The 26,272-nt window shown below is 72.3% G+C and carries 26 protein-coding genes; 10 read left to right on the forward strand and 16 right to left on the reverse strand.

Annotated features, from left to right (window positions below):
- The first annotated feature begins 149 nt into the window (after nucleotides 1-149).
- Entirely contained in the window at nucleotides 150-1,367 is a 1,218-nt protein-coding gene (locus tag PVK74_RS15790; RefSeq protein WP_069087244.1) for an AI-2E family transporter, read from the forward strand.
- 4 nt (nucleotides 1,368-1,371) lie between these two features.
- On the opposite strand, the gene PVK74_RS15795 is transcribed toward PVK74_RS15790, so the two are convergent.
- The 7 genes from PVK74_RS15795 to PVK74_RS15825 all read right to left on the reverse strand — a co-directional run bounded on the left by PVK74_RS15795 (nucleotide 1,372) and on the right by PVK74_RS15825 (nucleotide 8,141).
- Nucleotides 1,372-2,181 (reverse strand): alpha/beta hydrolase, encoded by an 810-nt coding sequence (locus tag PVK74_RS15795; RefSeq protein ID WP_064447817.1) that lies wholly within the window; start codon nucleotides 2,179-2,181, stop codon nucleotides 1,372-1,374.
- Nucleotides 2,182-2,248: 67 nt separating this feature from the next.
- Entirely contained in the window at nucleotides 2,249-2,581 is a 333-nt protein-coding gene (locus PVK74_RS15800; protein ID WP_013288228.1) for a hypothetical protein, read from the reverse strand.
- A 97-nt stretch (nucleotides 2,582-2,678) separates the two neighbouring features.
- The gene (locus PVK74_RS15805; protein WP_274476691.1) at nucleotides 2,679-3,758 is read right to left on the reverse strand and encodes a hypothetical protein; all 1,080 of its coding nucleotides are present in this window, start codon (nucleotides 3,756-3,758) and stop codon (nucleotides 2,679-2,681) included.
- Nucleotides 3,755-4,249, reverse strand: a complete 495-nt coding sequence (locus tag PVK74_RS15810) for a SigE family RNA polymerase sigma factor (protein WP_274476693.1) — start codon at nucleotides 4,247-4,249, stop codon at nucleotides 3,755-3,757. Before PVK74_RS15810 ends, PVK74_RS15805 begins: the two co-directional genes overlap by 4 nt.
- 41 nt (nucleotides 4,250-4,290) lie before the next feature.
- Nucleotides 4,291-6,081 (reverse strand): 3-hydroxyacyl-CoA dehydrogenase family protein, encoded by a 1,791-nt coding sequence (locus tag PVK74_RS15815; protein ID WP_043328718.1) that lies wholly within the window; start codon nucleotides 6,079-6,081, stop codon nucleotides 4,291-4,293.
- Between the two features lie 123 nt (nucleotides 6,082-6,204).
- A complete protein-coding gene (locus PVK74_RS15820; RefSeq protein WP_274476695.1) occupies nucleotides 6,205-7,269 on the reverse strand; it encodes an alpha/beta fold hydrolase in 1,065 nt (354 codons plus the stop codon).
- A gap of 425 nt (nucleotides 7,270-7,694) precedes the next feature.
- Nucleotides 7,695-8,141, reverse strand: a complete 447-nt coding sequence (locus PVK74_RS15825) for an FHA domain-containing protein (RefSeq protein ID WP_043328712.1) — start codon at nucleotides 8,139-8,141, stop codon at nucleotides 7,695-7,697.
- A 218-nt stretch (nucleotides 8,142-8,359) separates the two neighbouring features.
- On the opposite strand from PVK74_RS15825, the gene PVK74_RS15830 reads away from it, so the two are divergent.
- Complete coding sequence (locus tag PVK74_RS15830) at nucleotides 8,360-9,862, forward strand: aldehyde dehydrogenase family protein (protein ID WP_064447823.1); 1,503 nt, start codon at nucleotides 8,360-8,362, stop codon at nucleotides 9,860-9,862.
- A 9-nt stretch (nucleotides 9,863-9,871) separates the two neighbouring features.
- On the opposite strand, the gene nucS is transcribed toward PVK74_RS15830, so the two are convergent.
- A complete protein-coding gene (nucS, locus tag PVK74_RS15835; RefSeq protein WP_030503891.1) occupies nucleotides 9,872-10,531 on the reverse strand; it encodes an endonuclease NucS in 660 nt (219 codons plus the stop codon).
- Nucleotides 10,532-10,602: 71 nt separating this feature from the next.
- Between nucS and PVK74_RS15840 the strand changes: the two genes are divergently transcribed.
- Together PVK74_RS15840 and PVK74_RS15845 are read left to right on the forward strand one after the other, a co-directional pair.
- A complete protein-coding gene (locus PVK74_RS15840) occupies nucleotides 10,603-11,220 on the forward strand; it encodes a DUF4126 domain-containing protein (protein WP_043328707.1) in 618 nt (205 codons plus the stop codon).
- Nucleotides 11,221-11,279: 59 nt separating this feature from the next.
- Nucleotides 11,280-11,576 (forward strand): DUF1540 domain-containing protein, encoded by a 297-nt coding sequence (locus PVK74_RS15845; RefSeq protein ID WP_043328704.1) that lies wholly within the window; start codon nucleotides 11,280-11,282, stop codon nucleotides 11,574-11,576.
- A gap of 105 nt (nucleotides 11,577-11,681) precedes the next feature.
- On the opposite strand, the gene PVK74_RS15850 is transcribed toward PVK74_RS15845, so the two are convergent.
- The 4 genes from PVK74_RS15850 to PVK74_RS15865 form a co-directional block, all read right to left on the reverse strand.
- Nucleotides 11,682-13,685, reverse strand: a complete 2,004-nt coding sequence (locus PVK74_RS15850) for a protein meaA (RefSeq protein ID WP_069087238.1) — start codon at nucleotides 13,683-13,685, stop codon at nucleotides 11,682-11,684.
- Nucleotides 13,686-13,788: 103 nt separating this feature from the next.
- A complete protein-coding gene (locus PVK74_RS15855; protein ID WP_274476699.1) occupies nucleotides 13,789-15,942 on the reverse strand; it encodes an FtsX-like permease family protein in 2,154 nt (717 codons plus the stop codon).
- Entirely contained in the window at nucleotides 15,939-16,619 is a 681-nt protein-coding gene (locus PVK74_RS15860) for an ABC transporter ATP-binding protein (protein ID WP_274476700.1), read from the reverse strand. The genes PVK74_RS15855 and PVK74_RS15860 overlap by 4 nt, the downstream gene beginning before the upstream one ends.
- Complete coding sequence (locus PVK74_RS15865) at nucleotides 16,616-17,140, reverse strand: PadR family transcriptional regulator (RefSeq protein WP_069087235.1); 525 nt, start codon at nucleotides 17,138-17,140, stop codon at nucleotides 16,616-16,618. The genes PVK74_RS15860 and PVK74_RS15865 overlap by 4 nt, the downstream gene beginning before the upstream one ends.
- Nucleotides 17,141-17,226: 86 nt before the next feature.
- On the opposite strand from PVK74_RS15865, the gene PVK74_RS15870 reads away from it, so the two are divergent.
- The 4 genes from PVK74_RS15870 (at nucleotide 17,227) to PVK74_RS15885 (ending at nucleotide 20,855) form a co-directional block, all read left to right on the forward strand.
- Nucleotides 17,227-18,075: an ABC transporter ATP-binding protein gene (locus PVK74_RS15870; RefSeq protein ID WP_043328681.1), complete on the forward strand. Its 849-nt coding sequence runs from the start codon at nucleotides 17,227-17,229 to the stop codon at nucleotides 18,073-18,075.
- Entirely contained in the window at nucleotides 18,072-18,917 is an 846-nt protein-coding gene (locus PVK74_RS15875; RefSeq protein ID WP_043328679.1) for an ABC transporter permease, read from the forward strand. The genes PVK74_RS15870 and PVK74_RS15875 overlap by 4 nt, the downstream gene beginning before the upstream one ends.
- A gap of 133 nt (nucleotides 18,918-19,050) precedes the next feature.
- On the forward strand, nucleotides 19,051-19,959 hold the full coding sequence (locus PVK74_RS15880; RefSeq protein ID WP_274476701.1) for an IS5 family transposase: 909 nt from the start codon (nucleotides 19,051-19,053) through the stop codon (nucleotides 19,957-19,959).
- 86 nt (nucleotides 19,960-20,045) lie between these two features.
- Nucleotides 20,046-20,855, forward strand: a complete 810-nt coding sequence (locus tag PVK74_RS15885) for an alpha/beta hydrolase (RefSeq protein ID WP_274476703.1) — start codon at nucleotides 20,046-20,048, stop codon at nucleotides 20,853-20,855.
- Between the two features lie 40 nt (nucleotides 20,856-20,895).
- Here the strand turns inward: PVK74_RS15885 and PVK74_RS15890 are convergent, their stop codons facing one another.
- Together PVK74_RS15890 and murA are read right to left on the reverse strand one after the other, a co-directional pair.
- Nucleotides 20,896-21,744, reverse strand: a complete 849-nt coding sequence (locus tag PVK74_RS15890) for a 3-hydroxyacyl-CoA dehydrogenase family protein (RefSeq protein ID WP_043328675.1) — start codon at nucleotides 21,742-21,744, stop codon at nucleotides 20,896-20,898.
- A 69-nt stretch (nucleotides 21,745-21,813) separates the two neighbouring features.
- A complete protein-coding gene (gene murA, locus PVK74_RS15895; RefSeq protein ID WP_064447829.1) occupies nucleotides 21,814-23,235 on the reverse strand; it encodes a UDP-N-acetylglucosamine 1-carboxyvinyltransferase in 1,422 nt (473 codons plus the stop codon).
- Between murA and PVK74_RS15900 the strand changes: the two genes are divergently transcribed.
- Nucleotides 23,234-23,806: a cob(I)yrinic acid a,c-diamide adenosyltransferase gene (locus PVK74_RS15900; protein ID WP_043328669.1), complete on the forward strand. Its 573-nt coding sequence runs from the start codon at nucleotides 23,234-23,236 to the stop codon at nucleotides 23,804-23,806. The two genes, murA and PVK74_RS15900, sit on opposite strands and share 2 nt — an antisense overlap.
- Entirely contained in the window at nucleotides 23,782-24,198 is a 417-nt protein-coding gene (locus PVK74_RS15905; RefSeq protein ID WP_274476705.1) for a VOC family protein, read from the forward strand. Before PVK74_RS15900 ends, PVK74_RS15905 begins: the two co-directional genes overlap by 25 nt.
- Before the next feature lie 57 nt (nucleotides 24,199-24,255).
- Here the strand turns inward: PVK74_RS15905 and PVK74_RS15910 are convergent, their stop codons facing one another.
- Together PVK74_RS15910 and PVK74_RS15915 are read right to left on the reverse strand one after the other, a co-directional pair.
- A complete protein-coding gene (locus tag PVK74_RS15910) occupies nucleotides 24,256-24,831 on the reverse strand; it encodes a hypothetical protein (protein ID WP_274476706.1) in 576 nt (191 codons plus the stop codon).
- Nucleotides 24,832-25,809: 978 nt separating this feature from the next.
- Nucleotides 25,810-26,265 carry a DUF2550 domain-containing protein gene (locus PVK74_RS15915; RefSeq protein WP_043328663.1) on the reverse strand — a complete coding sequence of 152 codons (456 nt, stop codon included), beginning with the start codon at nucleotides 26,263-26,265 and terminating at the stop codon, nucleotides 25,810-25,812.
- Nucleotides 26,266-26,272: the final 7 nt, after the last annotated feature.

The raw sequence follows: 26,272 nt of genomic DNA on the forward strand, positions 1-26,272 counted from the left end.
CCCGCCGCACCCGGCGGGACGGCCCGGCCGGAAGCGGTGGTGGGATGGTCGGGGCGGACGGCGAGGACTACCCTGCGGGCAGAGGGCCGCGCGTCGGCCGTGGACGGCACCGGCGGGCGAGCCGGCAGCGCGGAAGCCGGGAGGCACGGGTGTCGCAGGAGGTTTCCGCCGCCCCTGATGACGAGGCGGCGGCCGTGAACCCCACCGGCGAGGCGGAACCCGCGCGCGACGCCACGACCGCCGTCGGCAACCCGCGAGCCGGCACGGACACGGACAGCGAGCGGCCGACCGACGTCGAGCCGGCCGAGTTCGAGCCGAGCGGCCGGTTCGGCGTGCCGGGGCGCCCGCTACGGCGCAGCGCCTTCCTGATCGGCTTCACCGGCGCGCTCGGCGTGCTGCTGGCGTACGCGCTGTTCCTGGGCGTGCGGAACGCGGCCGGCATCCTGGTGCTCGTGGTGATCGCGCTGTTCCTCGCGGTCGGCCTGCACCCGGCGGTGGTCCGGCTGCGCAACTGGGGCCTGCCGCGCGGGCTGGCGGTGGCGGTCGTGACACTCACCCTGCTGCTGCTGATCGTCGCCGGGCTGCTGGCGCTGGTGCCGCCGGTGGTGACCCAGTCCGGCCAGTTCATCCAGCAGCTACCCGGGTACGTCGAGGAGCTGCGCCGCAACCCCACTGTCAACGACCTGGTGATCCGCTACGACGTGATGGAGCGGGTCCAGGCGGCGGCGAACGCGGACAACGTCGGGCGGGCGCTCGGCGGTGTGCTCGGCGGCGCGCAACTGATCTTCGGGACGCTCTTCCGCCTGCTCACCGTGCTGGTGCTGACGATCTACTTCCTGGCGTACTTCGACCGGCTGCGCGAACTCGGGTACGCGCTGGTGCCGCGCTCGCGCCGGGAGCGGGTCCGGCTGATCGGCGACGAGATCCTGACCCGGGTCGGCGCGTACATGGTGGGCGCGCTCGCCATCGCGGTGCTGGCCGGGGTCAGCACGTTCGTGTTCGCGCTGGCGGTCGGCCTGCCGTACCCGTTCGCCCTGGCCGTGGTGGTCGCGGTGACCGATCTGATCCCGCAGATCGGCGCGACGCTGGGCGCGGTGGTGGTGACGCTCGTCGGGCTCGCCACCGATTTGCCGGTGGGCATCGCCTGCCTGGTGTTCTTCGTGGTCTACCAGCAGGTGGAGAACTACCTGATCTACCCGAAGATCATGCGCCGGGCGGTCTCGGTGAACGAGGTGGCCGCGTTGCTGGCCGCGCTGCTCGGGGTGGCGCTGCTGGGCGTGGTGGGCGCGCTCATCGCGATTCCCACGGTGGCCGCGTTGCAGCTGATCCTGCGCGAGGTGGTGCTACCCCGCCAGGACGCCCGCTGAGCCGTTACTCGGCGCGCCGCTGGGCCGGGCCGGGCACCGGGGTGTCGGCGAACGCGGCGACAGTGCGGTCCGCGTACGCGCTGACGTCGCCGGTCTCCATCGGGCCGTCCCAGGTGGTGGGCAGCGGCAGCGGTACGCCCGGGGCGACCCGCCGGACGATCTCGTCCAGCACCTTCTCCGCGTCGCCGACCCAGAGGTGCTTGGCGCCGTCCACGCCGACCACCTCGGCCTGCGGGACGGCGGCGAACCGCTGCCCGGCCTCCTCCGGCCGCAGGTAGTCGTCGAACTCGGGGACCAGGGCGGTGAGCGGCTTGCCCGTCTCGGCCCAGACCGCCAGGTCCTCCGGGGCGGAGTAGCGCAGCGGCGGGGAGAGCAGGATCGCGCCGGCCACCGCCGGATCGCAGCCGTACTTCAACGCCAGGTCGGTGCCGAACGACCACCCGACCAGCCAGATGTTCGGCAGTTCGTGGAACTCGGCGTACTCGATCGCGGCGGCCACGTCGAACTTCTCGCCGACGGCGCCGTCGAAGGCGCCCTCGCTGGTGCCGCGGACGCTGCTGGTGCCCCGGGTGTTGAACCGGAGCACTGCGAGGCCGGCCAGCGCGGGTAGGCGCCAGGCCGCCTTGCGGAACACGTGGCTGTCCATCATCCCGCCGTGGGTGGGCAGCGGGTGCAGGCAGACCAGGGTGGCGGACGGCTCGCCCTCCAGCGGCCGGGCCAGCTCACCGACGAGCGTCAGCCCGTCGGCGGTGTGCAGCTCGATGTCCTCCCGGCGGCCGGGCAGGATCGACGACGCGCGAATCGGAGTGCTCACGCCTGCCAGTCTCCCGCGTCGGCGGCCCGGCCGCCCAGTGGGACGGGAACCGGGTGATCCAGATCGCTCAGCCGTAGCGCGGGGCGCCCCGGCCGCGCTGGAGGTTCGGGCCGCGCCGGTCCCGGGCCCGCCAGCAGCCGGAGTGCCAGTGCCGGCGGTCGGTCAGGTCGCCCCGGTCGTCGGCCGGCCAGGCCACCAGGTGCGCCACGCCCGGCCGGATCTCCTGGTCACAGCCGGGACAACGGTACGTCTTGACCGATGCGCCGCCGCTGATCGCGCGTACCTGCCAGTCGCCGTCGCGCCACTGCTGCACTGTCGGTACGCCGTGGCGGGCACGCTCGGCGTCCAGGCCGGGGTTTTCTTCCCGGCGGGGCCGGTTGCGACGGGGGCTCACGGTCACCAAGCGTACGGGCCGCCGGCCGGACCGGCCCGAGCGATCTTGGTACGGGTACGCCCTTCCAAGGGCCGTTCCGTACCAAGATCGCTCGGGTGGCCGGTCAGGGCCAGGTCTGCGGACGGGTGAGGTCTGCCGCCACCTTCGCTCCGGTCAGCACGGTCGCCGCGTCGGCCTCGGTGAAGTTCACCTGCCCCGGGGGTCCCTCGCCGGGGAAGGGCCAGGCGAAGTCGACTGTCAAGCGCACCTTGGGCAGGCCGAGCAGCTCCAGGCGGTTGCCGTTCGGATAGCGGAAGCCCGGGCGGCCACCCAGGTCGCGGTTGCTGGCGCGGCCCGTGTCCTCCCCCATCTCCGCCCCGTAGATCAGCCGCAACCACATGGTCGAGGAGGGCGCCCGGGCGACGGTGAGCTGAACCGTGAGGCCCTTCGGAAAGGCGGCCGCGTCCACCGCGCATGCCGTCACCGCCGCGTTCGCCGGCAACGTGGTCAGCCGCACCGGCCCGGTGCATCGCCGGGCCTCGTCCCAGCGCACCAGGCCGGCGACCCGGTCCAAGGCGGCCACGTCACCGCGAAGCGTGGCGGCCCGGGCGTAGAGACCGGGGAAGGGCTGCCATGACTTGACCAGACCGTCGGTACCGGCGACGCGCAGCACGCCACCGTCGAATTTCAGCCGGCCGCTGACGGCCTGCACCGGGAAACCCTCGATCGAGGTGTCGTCGAGCGCCTTCGCCACCGGACTCACCTCGAGCAGGACCGGCTGTCCGCCGTCGGCGCTGAGTCGGATCGACTCGACAGCGTTCGAGCTGTGGACGGACCAGCCCAGGTAGCGGGCCCGGGTGGTGTCGACGCCCAGGTGCAGCACCTGCGGATCGGTACCGACTAGATCGGGACGCTGAAGCGCCCCGGGCACCCCGTCGGCGAGCGGCGGCACCGGGGGTGGCGCCACCTCCGGCGTCGCGGCCGTCCAGGGCATCCGCTCGGCCAGCCCGCCCATGTCCGCGCGTACCACGCCGGTGAAGCCGAGCACGCCGACCAGGGCGAGCGCGGTGCCGGCGGTGAGTCGGCGGCGTACCTGCCGGCGCCGGCCGAGCGCGCGCGAGCGGCGCAGCAGGCGTCCGGTGTCTGTCTCGCCCTCGGCGTGCTCCCGCAACACCGAGACGATTCGCTGGTCGAGGTCGGTCACAGCCGGCTCCCCTTGGTCATCGGGACGCCGCAGCGCTCCCGGAGGTGGGCGAGCGCCCGCATCGCGTGGGTGCGGACGGTGACCGGGGAGCAGTCGAGGATCTGGGCGATCGTGGCGTCGTCCAGGTCCTCGTAGTAGCGCAGCACCAGTACGGCGCGCTGGCGGTCCGGGAGGGCGCGGATCAGCCCCCACATCTCGTCCCGGTCCGCCGCCTCGCCGCCGAGGTCGCCGCGTTCGGGCCGGTCGGCGAACGTGTCGACGGCCAGCTCATGGCTGGACCGCCGCCGCCACCAGGACGTGTTGGCGTTGACGAGCATCCGGCGCACGTACACGTCGGGCCGGTCGATCCGGGCGATCTTGCGCCAGTGCACGTACGCGCGGGCCAGCACGTCCTGGGTCAGGTCCTCGGCGCGGTGCGCGTCGCCGGTCAGCAGCCGGGCCAGACGCAACAGAGCCGGGCCGCGGCTGCCGACGTACTCCTCGAAGGTCACACCTCGAAGACGCCGTCACCGGGCCCGGCTGTTGACGACGGTCAGCGCCGGGTGTGGTCGCGGAACCCGCGGCCGGACTTGCGGCCCAGGTAGCCGGCCGTCACCAGGTGCTCCAGCAGCGGTGCCGGGGCGAAGCCGGGCTCGCGCAGCTCCAGGTACAGCTCCCGCTGGATGGCCAGCGAGACGTCCAGGCCGACCACGTCGAGCAGCTCGAACGGGCCCATCGGGTAACCGCAGCCGAGCTTCATCGCGTAGTCGATGTCGTCGGCGGTCGAGTAGCTGGCCTCCAGCATCCGCACCGCGTCGTTCAGGTACGGGAAGAGCAGCGCGTTGACGATGAAGCCGGATCGGTCGCCGCAGACCACGCCGGTCTTGCCGAGCGTCGCACAGACCGCGCGGGCGGTGGCCGACGTCTCGGCGGAGGTGCGGATGGTCCGCACGATCTCCACCAGCGGCATGATCGGCGCCGGGTTGAAGAAGTGCAGGCCGATCACGTCGGCCGGGCGCTGGGTCGCCATCGCCACGTCGATCACCGGCAGCGACGAGGTGGTGGTGGCGAGCACGACGCCCGGCTTGCAGATCTCGTCGAGGCTGGCGAACAGCGCTTTCTTGACGCTCAGCTCCTCGATCACGGCCTCGACCACCAGGTCGACGTCGGCCAGGTGGTCCAGCGTCGCGGACCAGGTGATCCGGCCCAGCGCGGCGTCCCGGTCGGTCTCGCTGAGCTTGCCCCGCACCACGCCCTTGTTGAGCGAGGTCTTGACCGCCTCGCAGACCTTCGCGGACTTCTCCGCGCCCCGGGTCACCGAGATGACCTCGTAGCCGGCCTTCGCGAAGACCTCGATGATGCCGGTGGCCATGGTGCCGGAGCCGACCACGCCGACCTTCGCGATGGCGCGGGCGCCGTCGGCGAGCGCGGCGTCACCGGCCGGCGGCGTGTACTCGTCGGGTACGACCTTCGGCGAGCCCGGCCGCTCGTAGGTGTAGAAGCCGCGACCGGACTTCCGGCCGAGCAGCCCGGCGGTGACCATCTGCTTGAGCAGCGGGGCCGGGGCGTGCCGGCGGTCCCGGCCACCGCGCCGGTACATCGTGTCGAGGATCTCGTACGCGGTGTCCAGACCGATCAGGTCCATCAGCGCCAGCGGGCCCATCGGCAGGCCGCAGCCGAGCTTCATGGCGGCGTCGATGTCCTCGCGGGTGGCGTAGCGGGCCTCGAACATGCCGACCGCGTGGTTCAGGTAGCCGAACAGCAGCGCGTTGGCGATGAAGCCGGCTCGGTCGCTGATCGTCACGTCGACCTTGCCGAGCCGCTCGCAGAGCGCCTCCACGTCGGCGACCACGTCGGCCGAGGTGACCACCGTGCGGACCACCTCGACCAGCTTCATCACCGGGGCCGGGTTGAAGAAGTGGATGCCGATGACCTGGTTGGGCCGGGAGGTGGCGACGGAGATCTCGGTGACGCTCAGCGAGGACGTGTTGGTGGCCAGGATCGCCTCGGGCTTGCAGACCCGGTCCAGCTCGGCGAAGATCCGCTGCTTGAGGTCCAGGTGCTCGGGCACCGCCTCGATCACCAGGTCCACGTCGTGCAGCGCGTCCAGCCCGACCCGGAAGTCGACGCGCGCCAGCAGCGCGTCCCGCTCGGCCTCGGCGAGCTTGCCCTTGGCAACGGCCCGGTCGGTGGAGCCGGTCAGCGTGACCCGCCCCCGCTCCAGGGCGGCCTCGGAGATCTCGACGGCTGTGACGTCGAGGCCGTTGCGGGCGAACACCTCCACGATGCCGGCACCCATGGTGCCCAGACCCACCACGCCCACCCTGGTGAACTCCCGCGCCACGACCGGCCTCCCCTGGCTCGACTCCGCCGTCCGCGACATGAACGGCCGCTAAGGTTATGCGCCGGAGTCTGCCACGTGACGCTGTGTTGTCGAGACGCCGTGGGATATTTCACGCACCGCGCCTCAGCCGGTGGCGTTCTCCCCGGCCAGCGCCAGCAGTTCGGCGACGAACTCCGCCGGCCGCTCCAGGTGCGGACTGTGCCCGCACCCGGGCAGCACCACCTCACGGTACGTCCCGCCGGCCGCCGCGTACCGGTCCAGCACCGCGCGGGTCTGCCCCACCATCGGCTGCGGCGGGCACTCCTGCGGGCCCGGCCAGCCGGGCACCACGCCGAGCTGACCGAGGTACGCCAGGTCGAACAGCGAGGTGTCCGAGACGATCACGTCGGCGTCTCCGCGTACCCAGGTCACCGGCGGCTTGACCGGCACGGCGACCAGCTCGTCGGCGAGCCGGAAGTGGGCCGGGGCCAACGCGTTGAGGACGCCGCGCGGCCCGGCGGCGGTCCCCGGCCAGTGCGCCGAGGCCACCGCGGTGCCCGGGTAGTTTTCGTCCCCGGTGGCGGTGGTCAGCATGCTGTCCAGCAGCAGGTCCTCGTGCTCGCCCAGCGAGGCCGGGTCGGCCACGTACGCGGCGCGCAGCACCGCCCGCGGGCTGGTCGGGCCGTCGGCGCTCCGGTCACCGGCGGCGAGCCGCGCCACGAAGTCCGGGTTCGCGCCACCGGCGCCGGTCCCGGCGAAGTCGGGCGTGGTGGGGTTGCCGTCGAGGTCCCGGGTGCCGCCGAAGCCGTACGGGGACACCGGCGCCTCCAGCAGCAGCCCGGCCACCCGCTCGGGGTGGCCGACGAGCAGCCGCATCGCCACGCCGCCGCCCAGCGAGTGCCCGGCCACCACCGGCCGGGCGCCGGGCGGGAACAGCCCCGGGACGTCCAGCAACGCGGCCACGTCGTCGGCGAAGTCGTCGAGCCCCCTGGTGGCGTCAACGGGTGCGGTGTCGGTCTCGCCGTAGCCGCGCAGGTCGGGGGCGACCACCCGGAGCGTGTCCGGCAGCCGGGCGAGCAGTGGTTCCCAGAAGGCGGAGGAAGAGACGTTGCCGTGCACCAGCAGGACCGGTACGCCGTCCGGCGGACCGGCCACGCGGACCGCCTGGGTGATGCCGTTGGCCTGGACCGTGAGCCGTGCGCTGCGCATCCGCGCATGCTGGCACGCCCGCCCGCCCCCGGTCCATGTCCCCCACCCCCACACCGCCCCACCCGACCATGGCGCGCACCCCCGCCCCGCCACCGCGTCGATCATGAAGTTGGCGGCGACAAATCGGACGCAGAACACCGCCAACTTCATGATCGACCGGGCCTGGGAGCGCCAACCCGCCCAGCCCACCCTCCGGCGGTCGCGGCGGGGCGCGGCGCGGCGCGGCGGTGATCAAGGAGTTTGCGTCACCGCGGGAGCCGTTTCCGTACCCAAACTCCTTGATCACCGCGAATGGGGGTGGGGTGGGGAGGTGGCGGGTGGTGGGTGGTGGGTGCGCGGCCGGGGGCGGCGCGGGCGTGAGGGGTCAGCGGGGCCCGGGAATCGGCGGCACTCAGTGGCCCGCGGGTTCAGCGGATGCCCGAGGTCTAGCTCACGTCGGCCGGCTGCGCCTCGCGCGCCTCGATCGGCCGGCGGGGCGCCGGGACCGGCAGCGGCAGGGTGGGACGCTGGTCGCGGCGCAGCGCGCCGAAGCTCATCCCGACCGGGTCGGTGCGGGCCACGCCCGGGTCGTAGAGGCGCAAATCCGTGCGGCCGAGCCGGACCACGTCGCCGTCGGCGATCGCCACGCTGCCGGTGACCCGGGTGTCGTTGAGCCAGGTGCCGTTGGTCGAGCCGAGGTCGGTGAGCAGCACCCCCTCGGGGGTGGCCCGGACGGTGGCGTGCCGCCGGCTCAGGTGCGGATCGGCGAGCACGATGTCGGCGGTCGGCGCCCGGCCGATCACCTGCGCGTCCTGGCCGACCCGGAACGTGAGCCCCCGCATCGCCCCGCCGGACACCGTCAGCAACGGCATCAGCTCAGGATGCTCCTCCATGGACAGTCGACCTCCACCCCACATCGCCCCGCGGCGTCAGCCTGCCACCTCACCGTAGTGGCTTGCACCACCGCGCGGTCACCCCCGCGACCCCGGCCGGTCATCTCCCGTTCGCCGTTTCGGACGGCATCTCCGTCGATGCGAGGGCTGATCGTCCGCGCAGCGTACGGCGCGTGCGACACCTACCGGCGAGTAATCCTCGGGTCTAGACTTCGGCCATGACCGCTGTGCATGTGCCGGGCGCCCCGCTCATCTCCGAAGGTCGGCTGGTGTCGACCAGCCCGGCCACCGGCGCCGAGGCAGGCAGTTTCCCGCTGGCCTCCGAGGCGGACGTGCGTGCCGCGGTCGACCGCGCCCGCGCGGCCGGCGACTGGTGGGCCGGGCTCGGCTTCGCCGGCCGGCGGGACCGTCTCCAGCGCTGGCGCGGCGTGCTCGCGCGGCGGATCGAGGAACTGGCCGACCTGATGCACACCGAGGGCGGCAAGCCGGTCGGTGACGCCGTCGTGGAGATCCTCACCGCGCTGGAGCACATCGACTGGGCGGCCCGCAACGCGCAGCGGGTGCTCGGGCCGCGCCGGGTCCGTTCCCGGCTGGTCCTCGCCGAGTTCTCCGGCCACCTGGAATACCAGCCGTACGGCGTGGTGGGCGTGATCGGCCCGTGGAACTACCCGGTCTTCACCCCGATCGGCTCCGCCGCGTACGCGCTCGCGGCCGGCAACGCGGTGGTCTTCAAGCCGAGCGAGTACACCCCGGCGGTCGGCCAGTGGCTGGTCGACAGGTTCGCCGAGGTGGTGCCGGAGCAGCCGGTGTTCCAGGTGGTGCACGGCTTCGGCGCGGTCGGCGCGGCGCTGTGCCGCTCCGGCGTCGGCAAGGTCGCGTTCACCGGCTCGACCGCCACCGCGAAGCGGGTGATGGCAGCCTGCGCGGAGACGCTCACCCCGGTGCTGCTGGAGGCCGGCGGCAAGGACGCGATGATCGTGGACAGCGACGCCGACCTGGACGCCGCCGCCGACGCTTGCGTGTGGGGCGGAATGACCAACGCCGGCCAGACGTGCATCGGCATCGAGCGGGTCTACGCCGTCGACCAGGTCTACGACGCCTTCGTCGAGAAGGTGGTGGCGAAGGCCGGGCGGCTGACTGTCGGCCCCGACGGGACCGACCTCGGCCCGATCACCATGCCGTCGCAGATCGACATCATCCGCCGGCACATCGACGACGCACTCAGCCGGGGCGGCCGGGCGGTGCTGGGCGGCCCGGAGGCGGTCCAGCCGCCGTACGTGCACCCGACCGTGCTGGTCGACGTGCCGGAGGATTCGGCCGCCGTGCAGGAGGAGACGTTCGGCCCGACGCTCGTCGTCAATCGCGTCCGGGACGTGGACGAGGCGGTCGAGCGGGCCAACGCGCTGCCGTACGGGCTCGGGGGTTCGGTCTTCGGCCGGGCGCGGGCGGTGGCGGTGGCGCGGCGGCTGCGTTCCGGGATGGCCTCGGTCAACTCGGCGCTGACCTTCGCCGGCATGTCGACGCTGCCGTTCGGCGGCGTCGGCGAGTCCGGCATCGGCCGCATCCACGGCGAGGAGGGGCTGCGCGAGTTCGGCCGGCCCAAGTCGGTCACCCGCCGCCGGGCCCGGTCGCTGCTGCCGGCGATGACGTTCGAGCGCACCCCGGCCGACATCGCCCGCATCGTCAAGATCGCCAAGCTGATGTACGGCCGGGGCCGCTGAGGCGGCGCCTCAGAACAGCGTCAGCTCGTCGCGTTCGATGCCGCGCAGCTTGTCGTAGTCGACCACCACGCAGCGGATGCCGCGGTCGGTGGCGAGCACCCGGGCCTGCGGCTTGATCTCCTGCGCGGCGAACACACCGGCCACCGGCGCGAGCAGCGGGTCCCGGTTCATCAGCTCCAGGTAGCGGGTGAGCTGCTCCACGCCGTCGATCTCGCCGCGCCGCTTCACCTCGACCGCCACCGCGCCGCCGACCGCGTCGCGGCAGAGCAGGTCGACCGGCCCGATCGCGGTCATGTACTCGCGCCGGACCAGCGTGAAGCCCTCCCCCAGCGTCTCCGGGTTCGCGGCGAGCAACTCCTGCAGGTGCGCCTCGACGCCGTCCTTGCGCAGGCCCGGGTCCACGCCCAGCTCGTACGAGGTGTCCTGGAAGATCTCCTCCAGGGTGATGCGCAGCTCCTCGCCGGCCTTGTTGACCACCCGCCAGACGCCTGGCGCCTCCTCCAGCCGGCAGGGCGGGCTCATCCAGTTCAACGGCTTGTAGGCCCGGTCGTCCGCGTGGATCGACACCGAGCCGTCCGCCTTCACCATCAGCAACCGGGTCGCCGGGGGCAGGTGGGCCGAGAGCCGTCCGACGTAGTCCACTGAGCACTTCGCAATCACCAACCGCACCCGCCGAGGGTAGCCGAGGCCCCGGCGGACGCCGACGAGCGCCACTGGCGTACCGGTGCCATATTGAGATCGTGCTCGAAGTCCTCACCGGTTCCGGTCTGGCCGCCTCGGCGGGCCTGAACGCCTACATCCCGCTGCTGCTGATGGGGCTGCTGTCCCGCTACACCGACCTGGTCGAGCTGCCCAGCGGCTGGCAGTGGCTCGGCAACGGCTGGGTGGTGCTGATCCTCGCCGTCCTGCTCGCGGTCGAGGTGGTGGCCGACAAGGTGCCTGTGGTCGACCACGTAAACGACGTGGTGCAGACGGTGGTCCGGCCGACCGCCGGCGGGCTCGCGTTCGGCGCGGGCGCCGGCTCGGAGACCGTCACCGTCAGCGACCCGGACACGTTCTTCTCCTCGCACCAGTGGGTGCCGGTGGTGGTCGGCGTGCTCATCGCGCTCGGCGTGCACCTGCTCAAGGCTGCCGCCCGGCCGGTCATCAACGCGACCACCGCCGGGGTGGGCGCGCCGGTGGCCAGCACCGCCGAGGACGCGACGAGCGTGGTCATGTCGGTGGTGGCGCTGCTGCTGCCGGTGCTGGTCCTGGTGTTCCTGCTCGGCCTGGTGTTCTTCGTACCGTGGCTGTTCCGCCGCCGCCGGGAGCGGCGACGGGAACGCGCCGCGGCCCGCGCGGCCGGCTTCCGCGTCTGACCCGCGCGGGCTCCCGAAACCTCTAAAATCGGGGCAAGAAGCCCAAGGAGGTACGGGAGATGACCGCGTCGTTGGAGATGCCCCGGGTCCAGGAGTGCGCCGTCCGGTCCTGCGCCTACAACCACACGAACGACTGCCACGCGTTCGCCATCACGATCGGCAGCAGCGACCACGCCCACTGCCACACGTTCGTGGAGATGCCGGTGCGCGGCGGCCTCGACCAGTTGGTCGCCCAGGTCGGCGCGTGTTCGCGCGCCGACTGCCGGCACAACGCCGACCTGGAGTGCCACGCCCCGGCCATCACCGTCGGTCCCGACATGGACATGGCCGACTGCATGACCTACCAGAGCCGCTGACCCACCCGTCCGGAGGCGCCGTCCGCATGGAGGCGCCGCTCTCGCGCGCGGGTGTTAAGAAGGGGCCCCTTCCCTACCGGAGGCGTTAATAAGGGGCCCTTCCTTTCACGACAGGGCGTTGGCCTCGCGGATCACCGTCACCAGCTCGTCGATGATGCCGGTGAGCGCGAAGTCCTTCGGCGTGAACACCCGGGCCACCCCGGCGGCCCGCAGCGCCTCGGCGTCGGCGGCCGGGATGATCCCGCCCACCACCACCGGCAGGTCGCCCCGACCGGCCGCGCGCAGCCCGTCCAGCACCGCCGGCACGGCGGCCAGGTGCGAGCCGGACAGCACGGAGAGCCCGACCAGGTCGACGTCCTCCTCCACGGCGGCCGCCACGATCTGCCCGGCGGTCAGCCGGATGCCCTGGTAGACCACCTCGAACCCGGCGTCGCGGGCGCGTACCGCGATCTGCTCGGCGCCGTTGGAGTGCCCGTCCAGCCCCGGCTTGCCGACCAGCAGCCGCAGCCGGCCGCTGCCCAGCTCCCGCGCGGTGGCGGCGACCCGCTCCCGCACCCCGGCGAGGGTCGCGTCACCGGCCGTTCCGACCGCCCCGGCCAGGCCGGTCGGCGCGCGGTACTCGCCGTACACCTGGCGCAGCGCGCCCGCCCACTCGCCGGTGGTGACCCCGGCCCGTACACAGGTAAGCGTCGCCGGCATCAGGTTCGCCGTGGTGGCGGCGTCGGCGCGCAGCCGGTCCAGCGCCGCCTCGACAGCCGCCGCGTCCCGGTCGGCCCGCCACCGGCGTACGCCGTCGGTGGCCGCCTCCTCGACGGCCGGGTCCACCTGCTCGATCGCCTCGGCGCCCGCTGCGGTGAGCGGCGACGGCTCGGTCTCGGTGAACCGGTTGACGCCGACCACCACGTCCGAACCGGACTCCATCCGGCGACGGCGCTCGGCGAGCGAGGCCACCAGCGCGCTCTTGAGGTAGCCGGACTCGACGGCGGTGACCACGCCGCCCATCTCCAGCACCTTCTCCAGCTCGACGCGGGCGCCGGAGACGATGTCGTCGACCAGCGCGGTCATCACGTGCGAACCGGCGAACAGGTCCGGGTACTCCAGCAGGTCCGACTCGTACGCCAGCACCTGCTGCATGCGCAGCGACCACTGCTGGTCCCACGGGCGGGGCAGGCCCAGCGCCTCGTTCCAGGCGGGCAGCTGCACGGCCCGGGCGCGGGCGTCGCGGGACAGCGTGACGCCCAGCATCTCCAGCACGATGCGCTGGATGTTGTTCTCCGGCTGCGCCTCGGTCAGGCCCAGCGAGTTGACCTGGACGCCGTAGCGGAACCGGCGCTGCTTCGGGTCCGCCACGCCGTAGCGGTCGCGGGTGATCTCGTCCCAGAGGGCGCCGAACGCGCGCATCTTGGCGATCTCCTCGACGAAGCGCACCCCGGCGTTGACGAAGAACGAGATCCGCTGGACCACGTCGCCCATCCGCTCGGGCGGCACCTGGCCGGAGTCGCGCACGGTGTCGAGCACGGCGACGGCGGTGGCCAGCGCGAAGCCGACCTCCTGCACCGGCGTCGCCCCGGCCTCCTGGAGGTGGTACGAGCAGATGTTCACCGGGTTCCACCGGGGCATCTCGCGCAGCGTGTACGCGATGATGTCGGCGGTCAGCCGCAGCGACGCCGCCGGCGGGAAGATGTACGTCCCCCGGGACAGGTACTCCTTGATGATGTCGTTCTGCGTGGTGCCGGCGCAGCGGCTCAGCTCCGCGCCCTGCTCGGCGGCGACGGTGCCGTAGAGGCCGAGCAGCCACATGGCCGGGGCGTTGATGGTCATCGAGGTGTTCATCTCGGCGAGCGGGATGCCCTCGAACAGCGCCCGCATGTCGCCCAGGTGCGCCACCGGCACGCCGACCCGGCCCACCTCACCGGAGGCCAGCTCGTGGTCCGGGTCGTACCCGGTCTGGGTGGGCAGGTCGAAGGCGACCGACAGGCCGGTCTGCCCCTTCGCCAGGTTGCGGCGGAAGAGCGCGTTGGTGGCCGCGGCGGAGGAGTGCCCGGCGTACGTGCGCATCACCCACGGGCGGTCCCGCTCGGGCAGCCGTCCCGGCATCGCGTCGTCCATGGCCGGAGTTTAAGTTACCGTTTAGTAAAAGAGAGTGTGGAAAACCACACAACCCCAGGCCCGCGACGGTGGGCCGGCCGCACACACCGGCCCACCGTACGGGTCATTCGCTGCGGGCGGTCTCCGGGCCGGTGATCCGTTCCAGCAGCGGCAGCGTGGCCGCGATGACCGCGAGGCAGCCCAGCACGCCGAGGGCCACCACAGCGGCGAACCCGATCCCCGGTACGCGCAGGTCGTACTGCATCTGGGCGCGCAGGAACAGGTGCGCGGCGACCAGTCCCATCCCGACCGCCACCACGGCGACGGTCAGCAGCGGCACCACGCTCTCCAGGGCCACCACCCGGCGCAGCAGCCGAACCGGGGCGCCGCTGAGCCGCAGCAGGCTGAACGGCCGCTTCCGTTCGCTGAGGCCGGCCGCCACGGCCACGGCCAGGCTGCACCCGGCGAGCACGAGACCGGCCACCACGACGAGGTCGGCCAGCCGCTGCCAGCCCCGCATGGTGTCGGCGAAGTCGGCCTCGAAGTCGCCGGGCACGTTCGGCGCCACGTAGAACGTCGGGAACGCGGCTTCGAGGACCGTCCGGGCCCGCTCCACCGCGACCGGATCCTCCGCCTCGACCGCCACCGAACCCGCCGGGAGTCCCGCGAGGGCAGCCGGGTCCACCGGGGACGACGGCCAGATCCGGTCGGCCGAGGCGGACTCCCGCCAGGGGATCAGGTCCGGCGGCACCTCGGCGACGCTCGCCCCGGCGGCACACCGCCCGTACGCGGGCGGGATGTCCGCGCAGGCGATCACCCCGGAGTCGCGGCCGTCACCGCGTACCGGGTTCTCCCGGACGAGCACCGGGTTGCGGACGCCGGGCACCGCCGCCAGGTCGGCCAGCAGCGTGCCCGGCACCGGCGGGTCGTCGGTGAGCACCATCGACAGCCGGCCGGCCTCCAGCGACCCCCGGGGCGCCGGACCGCGCTCGTACGTGATCGTCCCCATCACGCCCACGGCGACCGTGGTGACGAACAGCGCGAGCATCACGCCGCTGACCGCCCGGAACCCGGCGGACGGGTTGTCGGCGAGCCGGCGCGCGGCGATCAGCGCGGCCGGCCGGCTGGCCCGGGCGGCCATCGCCCGGGCGCCGACCATGGTCAGCCACGGGCCGCCGGTGATCAGCCCGACCATGACCAGCAGCAGCGCGGGCAGGAACAGCGCGGTCTGACCGTCCGACGTGGGCGGCCGGTACACCAGGGCGAAGCCGAGCCCGGCCAGGCCGAGCGCGAGCGGGATCAGCCGGTACGCCCGTGGTGGTCGGGGCGTGACGCGGCGGGTGACGCCGAGTGGGGAGATCCGGACCCGGCGCAGCGCGACCCAGGCCGCGGCCGCCGCGCCCGCCGGCACGCCGAGGGCCACCAGGAGGGCCTCCGGCGCACCGATGGCCATGTCCCCGGGGAAGAACGGCATGCCGGTGAACGGGATGCCAGCGAGCTGGCTGCGGAACGCGAAGAACACCGCGAAGCCGGCCGCCGCGCCGGCCGCCGCCGCGAGCGCGGCCTCGACGGCCGCGACCGCCGAGATCTGCCGGGGCGTGGCCCCGACCAGCCGCATCGCGGCGAACCGCTGCTCCCGGCGGGCGGCGCCGAGCCGGGTCGCCGTGCCGATGAAGACGAGTACGGGGAACAGCAGTCCGCCCGCCACCACGCCGAGGATGAGGTCGACCGCGGCCCCGGGCAGCGGAGCGCTGTTGCCGTCGAGCCGGGTGACCTTGCGGACCTGGTCCAGCCCGCCCACCTGCTCCGGGGTGCCGCCGACCAGGACGAGCAGGGTGTCCGGTGAGGTGAGCGCCGCCGGCCCGATCTCGCCGAGGTCCCGGCCCGGGTAGCGGTCGGCGAGCTGGTCGGCGGGGGTGGTGGCCAGCAGCTTGCGCAGCGCCGGGGAGGCGTAGAACTCGCCGGGTCCTGGCGCGCGGGGAACGCCGACCGGCGTGGGCGCGTCCGGGCCGGTGGCGGCGACGTCGATGCGAACGATCTGGTCGCCCCGGAAGTAGTCAAACCGGGTCGACCACAGCAGCGGGTCGGCGGACCCGCCCGCCGTCTCCTGCGGGTACATCGACGCGTAGCGGGTGAGCTGGGCGTCGGTGGCGTGCACACCGGCAAGCGTGGTGAGCAGCAGCCCGGTGCCGACCGCGACGGCGGCGGCGATGGCGACCAGCCGGAGCAGCGCCTCCCGGCCACCGGCGACGGCGAGCCGGAGCGCCAGCCCGATCACGAGACGACCCTGGCGGGCGCGTTGACCCGGCCGTCGCGCACCATGACCTCCCGGTCGGCGTACGCGGCGATGCGCGCCTCGTGCGTCACCAGCACGACTGTGGTGCCCTTCTCGCGGGCGGCGTCCACCAGCAGCGTCATCACCTCCTCGCCGGTGAGCGAGTCGAGCGCGCCGGTGGGCTCGTCGGCGAACAGCACCCGGGGCTCCGCGACCAGGCCGCGGGCCAGCGCGACCCGCTGGGCCTGCCCGCCGGACAGTTCGCCCGAGCGGCGGTGCTCCAGGCCGGCCAGGCCGAGCCGCTCGAACCAGCCCCGCGCGGCGCGCAGCGCCGAAGTGCGGCGGACACCGCGCAGCAGCAGCGGCAGCGCCACGTTCTCGGCCGCGGTGAGTTCCGGCACGAGCTGCCCGAACTGGAAGACGAAGCCGAAGCTGTCGCGGCGCAGCGTGCTCCGGTCGGCCTCGCCGAGCGTGTCGATCCGGGCGCCGTCGAACCGGACCTCGCCGGAGTCGGGGCGCAGGATGCCGGCCAGGCAGTGCAGCAGCGTCGACTTGCCGGAGCCGCTCGGTCCCATCACGGCGACCACCTCGCCGGCGGCCACGGCGAGGTTCGCGCCGCGCAGGGCGGGTGTCTCGCCGAACGCGTACGTGACGTCACGTGCCTCGATCATCGGGCTCATGGCCGTACCGCCTTTCTCAGGGCGTCCAGCCGGGCGCCTGTCGTCTCGATCCACCGCAGGTCCGCCTCGAGGTGGTAGAGGCCGTGGTCGGCCAGCATCACGTCGACGAGTTCGCCGCTGCGCTTGATCTCGGTCAGCTCACGCATCCGGCGCAGGTGCGCGGCGCGCTGGGTGTCCAGGTACTCCTCGGCCGGGCGGTCGAGCATCAGCGCGAGCACGACCTTGGTGAACAGCAGGGTCTGCAGGTGCGGTTCCGGTTCGACCGGCTCGGTCAGCCAGTGCTCCACCTCGGTGGCGCCCAGGTCGGTGATCACGTAACGCTTGCGGTCCGGCCCCGCGCCGGGAGCCACGTCGCCGACCACCACCTTGCCGTCGCGGGCCAGCCGGCTCAGCGTCGAGTAGACCTGCCCGTACGGCAGCGGCTTGCCGCGCCCGAAGAAGGTGTCGTAGTCGCGCTTGAGGTCGTAGCCGTGGCTCGGTTCGCGTTCGAGCAGCCCGAGCAGGGTAAGGGGAACCGTCATGAGCAGAGACTACACCGAGTGTATACCTCGCGTATATAGCTGACCCGGCAGCGGAACGGGCCACCGCACGACGCACACTTGACGGCATGGAGAACGAGCTCGCGATTTCCGTGCGAGGGCTGCGCAAGGCGTACGGCGACAACGTCGCCGTGGCCGGGGTGGACCTGGACGTCCACCGGGGCGAGGTGTTCGCCCTGCTCGGCCCGAACGGCGCCGGCAAGACCACAACGGTCGAGATCCTGGAGGGCTACCGCCAGCGCGACGCCGGTGAGGTGCGCGTCCTCGGCGCCGACCCCGCCCACCCCGACGCCGCCTGGCGCTCCCGGGTCGGCATCGTGCTCCAGGGCACCGGCGAGTTCGACGAGCTCAGCGTCATCGAGGTGGTCCGGCACTTCTCCGGCTTCTACCCGGGCGCCGACGACCCGGACAAGGTGGTCGAGCGGGTCGGGCTGGGCGCCAAGGCCAAGGCGCGTACGCACACGCTCTCCGGCGGGCAGAAGCGCCGCCTGGACGTGGCGCTGGGCATCATCGGCCGCCCCGAGCTGCTCTTCCTCGACGAGCCGACCACCGGATTCGACCCGGAGGCCCGGCGCGAGTTCTGGGAGCTGATCCGGGACCTGTCCGCCGCCGGCACCACGATCGTGCTCACCACCCACTACCTGGACGAGGCCGAGGCGCTCGCCGACCGGGTCGGCGTGATCGCCGCCGGGCGGGTGATCGAGGTCGCGCCGCCCAACCGGCTGGGCAACCGGCAGGAGTCGCTGGCGACCGTCTCCTGGCGTACCCCCGACGGGACATTGGCCTCGGCGGAGACCGCGACGCCGACGGCGCTGGTGTACGACCTGGCCGCGCGCTTCGGCGGCGAGGTGCCCGGCCTCACCGTGACCCGGCCGACCCTGGAAGACGTCTACCTGCGGATGATCGGACACTCATGACCACCACGACGAACCCCGCGGCCCCGGTCACCGCCGCCGCGGCCCGGCGACCCGGCGCGGGCGCGCTGGCGCTGCGCCAGGGGCGGCTGGAGATCACCCAGTTCCTGCGCAGCCGGGAGTCCGTCGTGTTCACGATGGGCTTCCCGATCATCATGATTCTGATCTTCGCGGCGATCTTCAGCGACGAGATCGCGCCCGGGGTCAGCTACACGCAGTACTTCATCACCGGCATGATCGCGACCGGCCTGATGACAGTCAGCTTCCAGAACCTCGGCATCTGGATCCCGATCGAGCGCGACCGGGGCGTGCTCAAGCGCTACCGCGGTACGCCGATGCCGAAGTGGGTCTGGTTCGCCGGCAAGGTGATCATGGTGGTGGTCATCGGCATCGCCGAGACCGTGCTGCTGCTCGCCGTCTCGGTGGCGATGTTCGACCTGGATCTGCCGCAGACCACCGCCAAGTGGCTGACGTTCGCCTGGGTCTCCGTCCTCGGCGTCACCGCCTGCACGCTCTGCGGCATCGCCATCTCGTCGCTGGCCCGTACCGCCCGCAGCGGCTCGGCGGTGGTCACCCCGGTCGCGCTGGTGCTCCAGTTCATCTCCGGCGTGTTCTTCGTCTTCACCAGCCTGCCCACCTGGATGCAGCAGGTCGCGGCGATCTTCCCGCTCAAGTGGATGTGCCAGGGGCTGCGCTCGGTGTTCCTGCCGGACAGCTTCGGCGCGCGGGAGCCGGGCGGGTCGTTCGAGCTGGGCACCGTCGCGCTGGTGCTGGGCGCGTGGTGCGTCATCGGCCTGGTGCTCTGCCTGACCACGTTCCGCTGGACCACCAAACGCGACGGCTGAGGTGTAAGGAAGGGCCCCCTTTTAGTGAGTGTTTGAGATTTGGGGTGCGGCGGCGTGTCGGGTTGAGGTGAGGGAAGGCCCTCGGTAGGTCCGGTGGTGTCGAGCCAACCGTTTCCATACCGAGGGCCTTCTGATGACGTTGTACCCGATCACTGTCACGCCGTCCGCGTCGCCCCGCCGTTATCCGTCGCAGCGGGTGCGGCGGGAACGGGAACGGGCGGTGCGGCGGCGGTATCCCAGTGATCTGACCGATGCGCAGTGGGCGTTGATCGCGCCGCTGGTCACGCCGGCGTCGGTCGGTCGGCGGGGGCGGCCGCCGTCGCATCCGATGCGGGCAATCGTCACGGCGATCTTGTATGTGGCCTGCACCGGTTGTCCGTGGCGGGCCCTGCCGCGGGAGTTCCCGCCCCCGGGGACGGTGTACTGGTGGTTCGCTCGATGGCGCGATGACCACACGTTGATGCGTCTGCACGACCGGTTGCGGGAGCAGTGCCGTACCGCCGCCGGACGGCACGCGCATCCCAGCGCCGGAGCGATCGATTCTCAGTCGGTGCGCGCCGCGGACACCGTGCCCCGACACAGCCGCGGTTTCGACGTCGCGAAGAAGGTCAACGGCCGTAAACGCCACATCGTCGTGGACACCATGGGCCTGCTCCTGGCCGTCATGATCACCGGCGCGCACGTCAACGACCGCACCATCGCCCGTGACCTGCTCTGGCGCACCCGGCTGTTCCACCCCCGCCTACGCCTGCTCTGGGCAGACGGCGGCTACATCGGCACCCTGAGCACCTGGGCCCGCCACGCCCTCGACCTCACCGTGCACCTGGTCCACAAACTCCCCGGACAACACACCTTCGTCGTGCTGCCCCGACGCTGGGTCGTCGAACGCACCTTCGCCTGGATCAGCAAGAAACGCCGCTGCGTCCGCGACTACGAACACCTACCCACAAGCCACGCCGCCTTCGTCACCTGGGCCATGATCCACGTCATGGTCACCCGCCTGGCCCGACACACGAAACCGGCCCAGGCAACCCACACCTGAGCCGGAATCTCAAACACTCACTTAACGCCTCCGGTAGAGAAAGGGCCCCTTCTTAACACGCGCCCGGCGGTGGCACACTCGCCGGCATGGCACCCACGCTGACCCGGCGTACCCTGCTCGGCGCCGCCGCCGGCGTGGCCGGCGCCGCGGTGGTCGGCGGTCTGGCCGCCCGGCAACTGGCCGGCCCCCGCCCGGGACCGGCCCCGGCCCTGCCGGACGCCCCGGCCGGCGACGAACGTCTGATCCGCATCGCCTCCGGCGCGCGCGGCCGCGAGGTCGACTTCTGGACGGCGGTGCCCGACGGGTACGGCGACGGCCGCGGCCTGCCCGTATGCCTGGTGCTGCACGGCGCGTCGGCCACCCCGCGCGACTACGGCCGGTTCGGCCTGGCCCGCTTCCTCACCGACGCGGTACGCCGGGGCGCCCCGCCGTTCGCGCTCGCGGGCGCCACCGGCGGGCGGCTGTCCTGGCGCGCCTCCGGTGACGACGACCCGCAGCGGATGGTGCGCGAGGAGGTGCCCACCTGGTGCGCCCGGCGCGGGTTCGACAGCAGCCGGCTGGCCGTGTGGGGCTGGTCGATGGGCGGCTTCGGCGCGTTGCTGCTCGCCGAGACGTACCCGAAATGGCTGCGGATGGCGGCGGCCTTCTCCCCCGCGGTGAGCCCCGGCGACGCGGTCTTCACCGGTGTGGACAAACTGCGCGGCACGCCGGTCGGGCTCTGGTGCGGGCGGCAGGACAACTTCCTCAAGGATGTCCGTGCGCTGGCCCGGGCGCTGCCCGAGGAGCCGGTACGCGCCGCCTGGGCCGACGGGCGGCACAACTTCGGCTACTGGGGCACAGTCGTCCCGGACGCGTTCGCGCTGGTCGGCGCCGCGCTCAGCCCGCCCCGGACGTGAACCGCCCCCGGCCGCTCGGGCCGGGGGCGGGACGGGCCGGTCAGTACGAGTAGAAGCCCTGGCCGGTCTTGCGGCCCAGGTCGCCGGCGGTGGCCATGCGCTGGAGCAGCTCCGGCGGGAAGAACTTCTCGTCCGCGGTGTCGGTGTAGATGTTGCGGGTGGCGTTGAGCAGCACGTCCACGCCGGTCAGGTCGACGGTGGCGAGCGGGCCCATGGCGTGGCCGAAGCCCAGCTTGCAGGCGGTGTCCAGGTCCTCGGCGGAGATCACGCCGGCCTCGACGAGCTTGACCGCCTCCATCGCCAACGCGCAGATCAGCCGGGTGGTGACGAAACCGGCGATGTCCCGGTTGACCACCACCACCGTCTTGCCGATCTCCTCGGCGAACGACTTGACCGTGTCCATGGTCGCGTCGCTGGTCTTGTAGCCGCGTACCAGCTCGCAGAGCTTCATCATCGGCACCGGCGAGAAGAAGTGCGTGCCGACGACCGACTCCGGGCGCTCGGTGGCGGTGGCGATCTGGGTCACCGGGATGGCCGACGTGTTGGTGGCCAGCACCGCGTCCGCCTTGCAGATCTTGTCCAGCGCGCGGAACACCTCGTGCTTGATCTCGATCTTCTCGAAGACCGCCTCGACCACGATGTCCGCGTCGGCGGCGGCCTCCAGGTCGGTGGTCGGCGTGATCCGGCCCAGCGTCGCCTCGACGTCGGACGCCTCGATCTTGCCCTTCTCGGCGAACTTCGTCAGCGACTTCCGGATGCCGTCCACACCGCGCTTCGTGGCCGCGTCGTCGATGTCGCGCAGCGTCACCTGCCAGCCCGCCTGCGCCGCCACCTGGGCGATGCCCGAGCCCATCAGCCCGGCACCGACGACCGCGAGTCGACCCGCCATCTGCTTCTCCCTCGCCGTGTTCTGCAACGTCTGCCAGAACCCTACTTAACGACGGATAAGCACCGGCTGTCAGATGGCCAGGTCCGGTTCCTCCGGCGCGGTCCCGCGTTCCACCTCGACGCCGAGCGCCCGCAGATCCGCCACGAAGTCCGGGTAGCCCCGGTCGACGTGGTGCACGTGCGACACCTCGGTCAGCCCGTCGGCGCAGAGCCCGGCGATGATCAGGCCGGCGCCGGCCCGGATGTCCGTCGCGCGTACCGGGGCGCCGGAGAGCCGCTCCCGGCCGCACACCAGCGCGTGGTGGCCGTCGGTACGGATCTCCGCGCCCAGCCGCATCATCTCGTTGGCGAACATGAACCGGCCGTCGAAGATGTTCTCGGTGATCAGCGAGCCGCCCTCGCTGACCGCCGCCAGCCCGATCGCCATCGGCAGCAGGTCGGTGGCGAAACCCGGGTACGGCAGCGTCACCACGTCCACCGCCTTCGGGCGGTCGTCCATGCGTACCCGGAAGGCGTCACCCCGGGTCTCGACCAGGCCGCCGGCCGCGACCAGCTTGTCCAGCGCGACCTCCAGGTACGCCGGGTCCAGGCCGGTCACCGTCACGTCGCCGCGGGTCATCGCGGCGGCGAACGCCCACGTCCCGGCCACGATCCGGTCCCCCACCGTGGCGTGCCGGACCGGCTGCAACCCGGGTACGCCGACGATGTGCAGCGTCGACGTGCCGGCCCCCTCGATCCGGGCGCCCATCCGGTTCAGCATGGTGCAGATGTCGACGATCTCCGGCTCCCGGGCCGCGTTGTCGATAGTCGTGGCGCCACGGGCCAGCACCGCCGCCATCACCAGGTTCTCGGTCGCGCCCACGCTCGGGAAGTCCAGCACGATGTCCGCGCCGTGCAGCCCGTCCGGGGCCTCGGCGATGACGAAGCCGTGCTCACCGGAGATCTCCGCGCCCATCCGGGCCAGCCCGGCGATGTGCATGTCCAGGCCGCGTGAGCCGATCGCGTCGCCGCCCGGGTGCGCCACCCGCACGTACCCCCGGCGGGCCAGCAGCGGACCGAGCACGCAGATCGACGCGCGCAGCCGCCGCACCAGGTCGTAGTCGGCCTCCGCGCCCGGCCGTTCCGGCACGTCGATGAGCACCGAGCGGGACCGCTCCACACCGCCGTGGGCCACCATCGGGTCGACCGGGTCGTCCGGCCCGAAACGTACGCCACAGCCGAGCCGCCGCAGCACCTCGCCCATGATCGCGATGTCGGTGATCCGGGGCACATTGGTGATCAGGCTGCGGCCGGGCGCGAGCAGCGCCGCCGCCATCAGCTTCAGCGCGGAGTTCTTCGCACCCACCACGTGCACGGTGCCGTCGAGCCGGGCGTCACCGCGTACCCGGATGACGTCGACGTCGCTGACCGCCGGATCGCTCGCGTCCCCCGGCCCAACCGGACTCGGCCGGGCCGGGATGGTCAGGTCCGGTATCCGTAGGCTGTGCGTCATGGCCGTCCACCTCACGCGCATCTACACCAAGGCCGGCGACGCCGGCATGACCAGGCTGAGCAACAACGAGCAGGTGCCGAAGACCGATCCGCGCATCGCCGCGTACGCGGACGTGGACGAGTGCAACGCCTCGATCGGCGTCGCGCTCGCCCTGGGGCAGCTCTCCGACGAGCTGCGAGCCGTGCTGGAGTCCGTACAGAACGACATGTTCGACGTCGGCGCGGACCTGGCGACGCCGGTCGAGCCGGACCCGAAGTACCCGCCGCTGCGGGTGACCGAGGAGTACGTCGAGCGCCTCGAGGGCTGGTGCGACGAGTACAACGCGCGCCTGAGCAAGCTCGACTCCTTCATCCTCCCCGGCGGCACCGCTGGTGCGGCACTGCTGCACGTGGCACGGACGACCGCCCGGCGCGCCGAGCGTGCGGCATGGGCGCTGGTCGCACACGACCCCGATCGGACCAGTCCCCTCCCGGCAAAGTATCTCAACCGGCTCTCCGATTTGCTCTTTATCCTGTCAAGAACGGCAAATCCGAACGGCGACGTGCTATGGGTTCCGGGCGGGAAGCGCTGACCATCGGCGGCCTCCATCACGTGGAGGTGTGGGTACCCGACCTGGCGGCGGCCAGTCGTTCGTGGGGCTGGCTTCTCGGCGAGCTGGGCTGGACGCCGTACCAGGACTGGCCCGCCGGCCGCTCCTGGCGGCTCGGCGCGACGTACATCGTGCTGGAGCAGTCACCGGCGCTCACCGGCCGCACCCACGACAGGCGCGCGCCCGGCCTGAACCACATGGCCTTCCACGCCGGCCCGCCGGCCGCCGTCGAGCGGCTGGTCACTGCCGCCGGAGAGTACGGCTGGACGCTGCTGTTCCCGGACCGGCACCCGCACGCGGGCGGCCCGGACAGCTACGCCGCCTACCTCACCGACGGGCAGGGGTACGAGGTCGAGCTGGTAGCGGAGACGTGAAAAGGCCGGCACCCCGTTGGTTCGGGGTGCCGGCCTTTCGCTGTGTCTTACCTCGTCTTAGCTGTTCCAGTGCTTGGCGACGAGGTCGGCGGCCTGCTGTTCCCACTGGGCGTAGTGGTCCGGGTAGGCGGACACTTGGACGGTCTGGGCGGCCTTGGTCAGCGGCATGTCCTGCCAGCCGTCGACCTGCTTGAGGCCCTTCAGGAACGCGGTGGTGGAGTACTCGGGGTCGGTGATCTGCTCCACCGTGCCCCAACCGCTGGAGGGGCGCTGCTGGAACAGGCCCTGCGAGTCGTGGTCGTTGCGGTCACCGAGGTGGCCGAGGTTCTCCAGCTTCGACTCCTGCAACGCGGTAGCGATCGACACGACCGCGGCACGCTCGTCCATGCCGGCCTTCTTCGTCGCCGCGATGATGGCCTTGACGTTGGCGGTCTGCTCGTCGTTGAGGTCGATGCGGGACTGGGCGCCCTGCACGCCGTGCGGGATCAGCTTGTCACCCTGCACGGTGGCGGTGACCGGCTTGACGGCGTGGGTGGTGTCGGCCGCGTGGGCGGCGACCGGGCCGGCGAACACGCCACCGGTGAAAGCCAGACCAGCAATACCCAGAACGCTCTTACGCAGAATCGTGTTCATGATGGGGGCTCCATTCGGGGGTCGACACACCCCCCGGGGGGACCGGGGGTGCGTGGGCACCGTCAGGCGCTCAAGAAAGTCTCAAAGGGGGATCTCGGCTGCTCGCGGGGCTGGGGGCCTCTACGCGGCGCCGGAAGCATGTCCAACGACCGTCGACCCGGCATCATTCCCGGGCCAGCTCACGCCGCCGGGGGGGCGGCGCGGGGCTCACGTCGTCGGAACCAGGCTCAACGACCGGCCGGCCAGGTGATTCCCGGCTTGGGGATGCTGCCTCGCTCGGGGGCGAGCCGGGTTGCTCGATCGTTCACCTGGTTACAACGCCCCGCACCCGCCAGCGATTCCGCCACGAGAGTGCCGCCCACCACCCCCGAACCGGGACTTCCACCCCACACACGCCAAACCTCACCGAGCCCAGCCCGGGCACCTCGCTCTGCACCCCGGCGATCAAGGAGTTTGCGGCACATTCCGGCACCCACAAGGACACAAACCCCTTGATCACCCTTCGAAGAAGCCTCCCCGGGCACCCACCACGAAGTTGATCATGAGGTTAGCGGCGACATAACGGACACCAAGTGCCGCCAAGTTCATGATCGACGCTCTCGGAGCGAGGCTGACCCGAGGCGGCCGCCCCGCCGCAGGTCCGCGGGCCGCACGCGCGATCTTGCACTTTGAGCCCTCGGAAAACCCGATTCGCCGGATTTATGGGGCACCTAAGTGCAAGATCGCGCGGGGCATCAGGAGCTAGGGGGGCGGCAACTGTCCCGAACTCCTGGGAGCTTCGGCGATCTTGGAGTTGTGGTGCCTCGCATACCTCGTCAAACGGGCATCGTGGGCGCCACAACTCCAAGATCGATGGCGAGGTGAGGGCTGTCGTGCGGGGGCAGCCGGACTGGGCGAACCGGGTGCCGGATTCAGCCCGGCCAAGGTGTGCGGGGGTGCCGCCACTTCGGGGAAGTGGAGTCGATCAAGCGGCTGAGGTCAGGCGGCGGGCCAGTCCTGGGAGGCCAGACGCGGCGAGACCGCCCCGGGTGGGGCGGCCTCGAGCCAGGACAGGAATCCGGTAACCGTGGAACGCGCCATGGCGATCTCGATCGGCGCGTGGTGGCTGGTACAGCGCAGGATCACCCACTCGGCCGGCATCGACATGCGCTCCTGGCCCTCGGGCAGCCGGCGTCGCTCGACCGCCAGCCCCTCGCGGGAGAGCACCCGCTTGGGGCGCAGCGCGAAGCTGAACATGCGGTACCAGCGGAGTTCGTCGCCGACGAAGCGACCGAACCCGGGTGACCAGCCGCGACCGTCGAGGATCGTGGAGACCCGCACGCTCAGCCGGATGGTGCCACCGCTACGTGTGAACAGGGCCCGCCGGATGAAGAGGATCAGAATGGCGACGACGACTACCGCTACGCCGATTCCGAACCCTTCGACGATCTCCATCGGCGGG

The sequence above is a fragment of the Micromonospora chalcea genome (assembly GCF_028768405.1).
GTDB lineage: Bacteria > Actinomycetota > Actinomycetes > Mycobacteriales > Micromonosporaceae > Micromonospora > Micromonospora chalcea.

Bases quoted from the DNA above. Each gene is read 5' to 3' on its own strand.
- PVK74_RS15820 (WP_274476695.1), bottom strand. From the start codon at position 7,269: ATGCGCAGCGCACGGCTCACGGTCCAGGCCAACGGCATCACCCAGGCG.
- PVK74_RS15825 (WP_043328712.1), bottom strand. From the start codon at position 8,141: ATGGAGGAGCATCCTGAGCTGATGCCGTTGCTGACGGTGTCCGGCGGG.
- PVK74_RS15830 (WP_064447823.1), top strand. From the start codon at position 8,360: ATGACCGCTGTGCATGTGCCGGGCGCCCCGCTCATCTCCGAAGGTCGG.
- PVK74_RS15845 (WP_043328704.1), top strand. From the start codon at position 11,280: ATGACCGCGTCGTTGGAGATGCCCCGGGTCCAGGAGTGCGCCGTCCGG.
- PVK74_RS15850 (WP_069087238.1), bottom strand. From the start codon at position 13,685: ATGGACGACGCGATGCCGGGACGGCTGCCCGAGCGGGACCGCCCGTGG.
- PVK74_RS15860 (WP_274476700.1), bottom strand. From the start codon at position 16,619: ATGAGCCCGATGATCGAGGCACGTGACGTCACGTACGCGTTCGGCGAG.
- PVK74_RS15865 (WP_069087235.1), bottom strand. From the start codon at position 17,140: ATGACGGTTCCCCTTACCCTGCTCGGGCTGCTCGAACGCGAACCGAGC.
- PVK74_RS15870 (WP_043328681.1), top strand. From the start codon at position 17,227: ATGGAGAACGAGCTCGCGATTTCCGTGCGAGGGCTGCGCAAGGCGTAC.
- PVK74_RS15875 (WP_043328679.1), top strand. From the start codon at position 18,072: ATGACCACCACGACGAACCCCGCGGCCCCGGTCACCGCCGCCGCGGCC.
- PVK74_RS15880 (WP_274476701.1), top strand. From the start codon at position 19,051: ATGACGTTGTACCCGATCACTGTCACGCCGTCCGCGTCGCCCCGCCGT.
- PVK74_RS15885 (WP_274476703.1), top strand. From the start codon at position 20,046: ATGGCACCCACGCTGACCCGGCGTACCCTGCTCGGCGCCGCCGCCGGC.
- PVK74_RS15890 (WP_043328675.1), bottom strand. From the start codon at position 21,744: ATGGCGGGTCGACTCGCGGTCGTCGGTGCCGGGCTGATGGGCTCGGGC.
- PVK74_RS15900 (WP_043328669.1), top strand. From the start codon at position 23,234: ATGGCCGTCCACCTCACGCGCATCTACACCAAGGCCGGCGACGCCGGC.
- murA (WP_064447829.1), bottom strand. From the start codon at position 23,235: ATGACGCACAGCCTACGGATACCGGACCTGACCATCCCGGCCCGGCCG.
- PVK74_RS15905 (WP_274476705.1), top strand. From the start codon at position 23,782: ATGGGTTCCGGGCGGGAAGCGCTGACCATCGGCGGCCTCCATCACGTG.
- PVK74_RS15910 (WP_274476706.1), bottom strand. From the start codon at position 24,831: ATGAACACGATTCTGCGTAAGAGCGTTCTGGGTATTGCTGGTCTGGCT.
- PVK74_RS15915 (WP_043328663.1), bottom strand. From the start codon at position 26,265: ATGGAGATCGTCGAAGGGTTCGGAATCGGCGTAGCGGTAGTCGTCGTC.